The sequence below is a fragment of the Brevundimonas sp. GW822-FHT03E11 genome (assembly GCF_058801445.1).
In genome coordinates this window covers 39,055-45,652 of sequence record NZ_JBXANG010000008.1, presented here as the reverse complement: position 1 = coordinate 45,652, position 6,598 = coordinate 39,055, and the positions used below count along the sequence as shown (strand labels likewise).

Annotated in this window: 6 protein-coding genes; 4 read left to right on the top strand and 2 right to left on the bottom strand. The window is 68.7% G+C overall.

Annotation, left to right across the window (positions count from 1 at the left end; all coding sequences use genetic code 11):
• Positions 1-90: 90 nt before the first annotated feature.
• Both AC1RKE_RS12880 and AC1RKE_RS12875 read left to right on the top strand, forming a co-directional pair.
• The gene (locus AC1RKE_RS12880; RefSeq protein WP_191558619.1) at positions 91-429 is read left to right on the top strand and encodes a hypothetical protein; all 339 of its coding nucleotides are present in this window, start codon (positions 91-93) and stop codon (positions 427-429) included.
• On the top strand, positions 429-1,010 hold the full coding sequence (locus AC1RKE_RS12875; protein ID WP_152949755.1) for a DUF805 domain-containing protein: 582 nt from the start codon (positions 429-431) through the stop codon (positions 1,008-1,010). Before AC1RKE_RS12880 ends, AC1RKE_RS12875 begins: the two co-directional genes overlap by 1 nt.
• On the opposite strand, the gene AC1RKE_RS12870 is transcribed toward AC1RKE_RS12875, so the two are convergent.
• Together AC1RKE_RS12870 and AC1RKE_RS12865 are read right to left on the bottom strand one after the other, a co-directional pair.
• The gene (locus AC1RKE_RS12870; RefSeq protein WP_348683493.1) at positions 1,007-2,455 is read right to left on the bottom strand and encodes a sigma-54-dependent transcriptional regulator; all 1,449 of its coding nucleotides are present in this window, start codon (positions 2,453-2,455) and stop codon (positions 1,007-1,009) included. The genes AC1RKE_RS12875 and AC1RKE_RS12870 overlap by 4 nt on opposite strands.
• 114 nt (positions 2,456-2,569) lie before the next feature.
• Complete coding sequence (locus tag AC1RKE_RS12865; RefSeq protein ID WP_348683492.1) at positions 2,570-4,339, bottom strand: FG-GAP repeat domain-containing protein; 1,770 nt, start codon at positions 4,337-4,339, stop codon at positions 2,570-2,572.
• Positions 4,340-4,439: 100 nt separating this feature from the next.
• Here AC1RKE_RS12865 and AC1RKE_RS12860 point away from each other — a divergent pair, with 100 nt between their 5' ends.
• A complete protein-coding gene (locus AC1RKE_RS12860) occupies positions 4,440-6,236 on the top strand; it encodes a M3 family oligoendopeptidase (RefSeq protein ID WP_348683491.1) in 1,797 nt (598 codons plus the stop codon).
• Between the two features lie 68 nt (positions 6,237-6,304).
• Positions 6,305-6,577, top strand: coding sequence for an aa3-type cytochrome c oxidase subunit IV (locus AC1RKE_RS12855; RefSeq protein WP_182714700.1), 273 nt, complete (start codon positions 6,305-6,307; stop codon positions 6,575-6,577).
• Positions 6,578-6,598: the final 21 nt, after the last annotated feature.

The window sequence follows — 6,598 nt, the reverse complement described above, 5'->3', positions numbered from 1 at the left end:
CCTCTGTCGCGCTCAAGCAGCCCGAAGGGCGGTAGCGCCCCTCTGTCGCGCTCAAGCAGCCCGAAGGGCGGTAGCGCCCCAAAAAAGGAGCTGCTGAGCCCTTGGGATCAGCAGCGCAAGGCCGCCCAGCGGTCTGCGCTCAATGCTCTCAAACGCGCCCGCCGCTCGGCCGAGAAGGCGGGCGTTTCCTTGTCGGAATGGGAGGGGGAGTTCCTCGATTCGGTCAGCGAGCGGGTCAAAACCCACGGCCGCGCCTTCGCCGACCCCGAAAAGGGCGCGCCGGGCCAGGCTTTGTCGGCCATGCAGGGCCGCAAGCTGAAGGAGATCGCCGCCAAGGCGAAGGGCGAAGAGCCGAAACGTTGGGGACGCAGCAAGACGTCTGGCTCGAATCGACCTCAGGATTACGGCAACACAACGGGGGAAGACTGATGTACGCTATCCTGGCCGGCTTTCGCCGCTTGGCGGATTTCAAAGGGCGGGACAGGCGATCGCAGTTCTGGCCGTATGCCCTGACCGTTGTCGGACTGTCTTTCGTCGGGCTTTGGTTGGGTATGATCCCGACGATGGCCGCCGTGTTTGAACAGGCGTCTGCGGCCGCAGCGACAAACCCCGAGGCGGCGACCGTTGTCAGCGGCCCGGGGCACTACTCGGTCGAAATCCACGATCCGACGTTCATGCCGGATATGGGCCCGTTTTTCCTGGTTCTGAGGATCGGCGTGGCAGCGGTTGTGATCCTTTTGGCCGCCGCCGTGACGCGCCGTCTGCATGACACCGGCCGGGCGGGCTATTGGGGTCTGCCGCCTGTGGTGTTTCTGACGATCGGCCTGACGGCGTTTCCCACTGTAATGACCAGCTTCATGCGGGAGAATGCGCCGGACATAGGCCTGTTCATGCTGCTGTTTCTCAACAACGTCCTCTACATGGCCAGCCTGATCGGTCTTGTTATCCTGCTTGTGCTGGACGGCAAGAAGACGGTGAACCGCTACGGTCCTCCGCCGGCTGGATCTTAGCCCGCCTCTTTCAGCTGCCCCTCCAGCCCCTGTTCGCGAACCTTGCGGTACAGGGTCGAGCGGCCGATGCCCAGGCGGCGGGCGATTTCGCTCATGTGGCCGGCGTAGACCTCGATGGCGTGCTGGATCAGGTCGCGTTCGATGTCTTCCAGCGTCCGCAGATGGCCGCGGTCGTCCAGGATGCGGATCGGTTGTTCCGGCAGGGGCGGCAGGTCGGCGTAGGACGGCGCGGCGGCGGGCGGCGTGGGCGTCGCATCGGGCAGGGGCGCGGCCACGCCCGAGATGGACGGGAAGTCATAGGGCTGGAGGAAGGGCGAGTCGGCCAGGACGATGGCGCGGAACACCGCATTCTCCAGCTGGCGCACATTGCCGGGCCAGTCATAGGCCTGGAGCAGGGCCAGGGTCTCAGGCGCGCAGCCGACGATCCGCCGGCCTTCCTCGGCGTTGAAGCGGGCGATGAAATGATCGACCAGGGCCGGAATGTCCTCGCGCCGGTCGCGTAAGGAAGGCGCCTCGATCGGGAAGACGTTCAGCCGATAGAACAGATCCTCGCGGAAGGCGCCGTCCTTAACCTGCTGAGCGGGGTCGCGATTGGTGGCCGAGACGATGCGGACGTCGATCTTGACCGGGCGCTTGCCGCCGACGGGGTCGATCTCGCCTTCCTGCAGGGCGCGCAGCAGCTTGACCTGAAGATCCAGCGGCAGTTCGCCGATCTCGTCCAGAAACAGGGTGCCGCCGTCGGCCTCGCGGAACTTGCCCAGGGTCTTGTCGACGGCCCCGGTGAAGGCGCCCTTCTCATGGCCGAACAGGATGGATTCCGCCAGATTGGCCGGCAGGGCGCCGCAGTTGACGGCGACGAAGGGCTTGCCGGCCCGCTCGCCGGCGCCGTGCAGGGCGCGGGCGATGACCTCCTTGCCGACGCCGCTCTCGCCGGTGATCAGGACGGGGATGGAGGACTTGGCCGCCCGGGCGCCGAGGGCCTTGACCATCCGCATGGGGGCGCTGTCGCCGATGATGTCGTCGAAGCTGGCGCGGCCTTGGACCCGCTTGGTCAGACGACCGACCTCGGTGGTCAGCTGCTCCAGCTTGAGGGCGTTGCGCACCCCGACCAGCAGGCGTTCGGGCCCGACCGGCTTGACGAAGAAGTCCTGGGCGCCGGCCTGCATGGCCTTGACCACGGTGTCGATGCCGCCGTTGGCCGTGAGCACGATGACCGGCGTGGTCAAGCCCCCGCTGCGCAGCTCGGCCAGACACTCCAGACCCGACATCTCGGGCATGATCATGTCCAGCAGGATGACGTCGGCGCCGCCGCCGCGCGTCATCCGGTCGATGGCCTCGCCGCCGCTTGCGGCATGGACCACGGCGTGACCGTCGCGTTCGAGCACAGCCTGCAACAGGCGGCGCTGGGTCGGATCGTCGTCGACCACCAGAACGGTCTTGGCCATGGGCGTCCCTTGTCATCACCGATGGGCCGCCCGTGGATCGGACTGGCCCGTTTCGGGACGACTTCTAAGGGCGACGAGGTGAAAAACGGGTGAGGGGGCGTGGTGACCGGGGGGTTAACGGGTGTTTGGCTCTTCGCATCGGATCTGCGGCTGGGCTTTCAGCGTCCGACCGCCCACGACCAGGTTGGGCAGGCTGGCGGGGGCGACCGTCACAGCCTCGGCGAAGGCGTTCAGCAGATCCTTCGGCGCCGCCGTCCCGCATACGGCGCTGTAGGACCCGGTTTGCGACCATTGTCCCCCGGCGTCCTGGGCGAAGGCCATGATGCTCCCCGGCGCCGCCAGCAGAACCTCGACCCGGCCGTCGCCGTCCAGGTCCAGGGTGCGCAGACGGCAGGGAGCCTCATTGTTGCAGGCGTACATGAGACTGTCTTGCCGGCTCAGTTGTGCGGTGAAGCTGGACGGCGTCGTCTGGCCGGCGACAGGTTGGATGCGGACGGCCGCCGCCCGTTCATTCCGGTCCTGGATGGAATAGGCCTCGCGATTTACGCGCACCCTGGCCTCGCGCGCCAATTCGGCGGTCTTCGCATCCGACGACCGCATAAGCCGGTCCAGAGCCGCCAGACCGGCCTTGCCGCTGTCAAAGCGCAGGAAGTCGAAGTCGAAATCCTGAGGTTTCACCGCCCCGCGCTCCAGCCGCGCCACCTGGTCCGCGACCGACAGGCGCGCGGGGTCCAGCAGGGGGCTGAACAGGGCCAGGACGGCGGCGACGGCCAGAACGCCTGCGGCGACATTGGTCGTCTCCAGCGGGCGCATCCAGCCGCCGGGCCGCACGGCCGCGATCAGATAGCCGACCGCATAGACGGCGCCGACGACCGCGCAGGCCAGGGCGATGATCCGATCCGGCGTCAGGCCGTGCTGGCCGATCCGCAGCGCCAGACCCCAGAAGGCCAAGCCAATCAGGGGCGCGACCAGAACCCCGGCGATCCGGGTGGCGATCCGCAGGGCCGCCGGCGGCAGATTGTCGGGCCGTCCGTCCTGATAGGCGGTGTTGATCAGGATGATGAGGGCGGCGGCCGCGGCCAGCACCAGGGCCGTGGCGCTGCCCGTGTCCCACAGGCGCTCCAGGCCGGTGAAGGGCAGGGCGGCCAGGAAGCCCGCCGTCAGCAGGGCGATGACGGGCAGCAGCCAGGACAGCAGCATCAGGGCCACGGTCCGCACGCCCCGGATCAGTCCGTCGCGCACATCGGTCAGCTGGACCGCCAGGGCGAAGGCCAGGCAGGTGACGGGTATGGCGAACCAGGCCTCGCCGATCAGGGAGCTGAGGGCCTTGACGCCGATGACGTGGAACAGGGCAGCGCCCAGTTGCAGCAGGAGCCAGAAGGCCAGGGTGAAGCCCAGGGACAGCGCCAGCTGCACGCCCGCTTTCCAGGCCACGTCGAAATAGGCGTGATAATCGGCCCGCCAGCGCCGTTCGCGGATCGCCGGCAGGATCAGGTGGTGGGCCACGAAGAGGGCGGCGGCGCTGAAGGCCAGGACGGGAACCTCAAGATAGGGGGCCTGGTCGTTTTCGGGGATCACCCGCCGCGCCACGTCGTGCCAGCCCATCAGGAACAGGGCCGTCGCCGCTGCGGCCGTCCACAGAGCCAGCGGCAGGGGCTTCAGCCGTCCAACCGCCGCCAGAAGCACGGCGGGCGCATAGCCGAAGGCCAGGGCCAGCCCGCCGAACACCTCGGGCCGGGTGTCGGGCCACATCCCGACCTCGGCCGCCCGGTACAGCAGATACAGGGCGCCGCCCTGAATCAAACCGGTCGCCAGGCGCGCGGCGAACAGCCGACCTTGCCCGTCCAGCCCCTTGCGTCCGCCGTCCTGCATCCACTCGTTCATGACGCTCGCCCCCGTGTTGCGGCCCAGTATGAGGCAGCTGGATACGGCAAGATAGCGGCGCGCGGTTGCGGCACGGCCGAACCTTCCCCAAAACAGGGGTATGAACGCCCCCTTCAAGACCCCCGACATCGACGCCCCCCTGTGGGACCTGTCCGACCTCTACGCCTCGCGGGACGACGCCCGGCTCGCCGACGACCTGACGCGGGCGCGCGCCCTGGTGGACGAGATGAACGGCCTGCGCGGGCGGCTGGCGGGGGCGTCGGGCGATCCGGCCGCCCTGGGGGCGGTGCTGGATCAGGCCATCAGCCTCTATGAGCAGGCCTCCGACATCCTGGGCGCGCTCGGCGCCTACGCCTTCCTGTCGGCCTCGACGGCGCGGGACGACGCGGGGGCGCAGGGGTTCGAGGCGGATGTGCGCGAAAAGATCACCGTCATCGCCACCCCGACCGTCTGGCTGACGCTGGAGATCAACCAGATCGACGACGCCGCCCTGGAGGCCGCGCTTCAGGCCCACGCGGGGGCCGCGCGCTGGCGGCCGTGGCTGCGGCGGGTGCGGGCCATGAAGCCGCATGAACTGTCCAGCGAGCTGGAGACCTTCATCGCCGAACGCGGGCCGATCACGGCCCAGTGGCCGCGCCTGTTCGACGAACAGCTGGCGGCGCTGCGCGCCAAGGCAGGGAATGAGAGCCTGACCCTGGCCGAGGCGCTGAACCGCCTGTCCGATCCCAAGCCCGCGCGGCGCAAGGCCGCCGCCGAGGGCCTGTCGGAGGCTTTAGCCGCCCGCGCCCCGACCCTGGCCCTGGTGCTGAACACCGTCGCCGCCGACAAGGCGATGGAGGATCGCTGGCGCGGCTTCAAACGCCCCGCCGACAGCCGACACCTGGCCAATGAGGTCGACGGCGAGGCGGTGGACGCCATGGCCGAGGCCGTCGCCGAAGCCTATCCGCGCCTGTCCCACCGCTATTACGCCCTGAAGGCCAAGGCCATGGGCAAGGCGCGGCTGGATCACTGGGACCGCAACGCCCCGATCGAGACCACCGCCCCGCGCGCCTTCACCTGGAGCCAGGGCCGGGAGATCGTTCTGGACAGTTTCTCGGACCTGGGGGCCGAGTTCGCCGAACGCGCCGCCGGCTTCTTCGACCGGCCCTGGATCGACGGCCGCGCCCGGCCGGGCAAACAATCGGGCGCCTATGCCCATCCGGTCACCGCCGACCGCCACCCCTATGTCTTTCTGAATTGGATGGGCGAGCGGCGCGACGTCCTGACCCTGGCCCACGAACTGGGCCACGGGGTGCACCAGACCCTGGCGGCGGACCAGGGCACGCTTCTGGCCGACACCCCTCTGACCCTGGCCGAGACCGCCTCCATCTTCGCCGAGGGCCTGACCTTCGACCGTCTGCTGGCGACGGCGCCCAGGCGCGAGCAGCGCGGCCTCTTGGCCGGGCGGATCGAGGACGGGCTGAACACCGTGGTGCGACAGATCGCCTTCCACCGGTTCGAGACCCGTTTCCACGACGAGCGGCAGAAGGGCGAGGTCTCGCAGCAGCGGATCAATGAACTGTGGCTGACCGAGATGGGCGCGTCCCTGGGGCCGGCCGTCAGCCTGAACCCCGGCTATGAGCACTGGTGGTCCTATGTCAGCCACTTCGTCCACTCGCCCTTCTATGTCTACGCCTACGCCTTCGGCGACCTGCTGGTGGCGGCCCTGATGGAGGCGCGGCGGGCCGATCCAAAGGGCTTCACCCCCCTGTACCGCGACCTGCTGGCTGGGGGCGGGGCCAAGACCTATGTCGAGGCCCTGAAGCCCTTCGGCCTCAATCCGCGCGACCCGGCCTTCTGGAGCGTGGGCTGCAAGCGTCTGGAGCGGCTGGTGGATCAGTTCGAGGCGCTGGGGTGAGGGTGTGTGCTTGAGCGGCGTCGAACCCGCGCTATAGTCGCGCCAACGACAAGACCGAGGGAGCTCTCATGGCCAAGGCCAAAAACCCCGCCACCGCCCAGGCCGACGCCGATGCGAGCGCCTATGTCCGAGGCGGGATGCAGATCAATGAACAGGTCTCGACCTTCCACCTGTTCATGGGCCTGACCAAATGGGGCGCCCTGGCCGTGGCCTGCGTGCTCGTGTTCCTGACCCTGTGGTTCCATCCGGGCGGAACCTTCGTCGCGGGCTTCATAGGGGCTGCGGCTCTGGCCGTCGTCGGCTTTTGGGCTCTCAAGCCCAAGGGCGGCGCAGGCCACTGATCCGTTCGCCCGACACGGGTC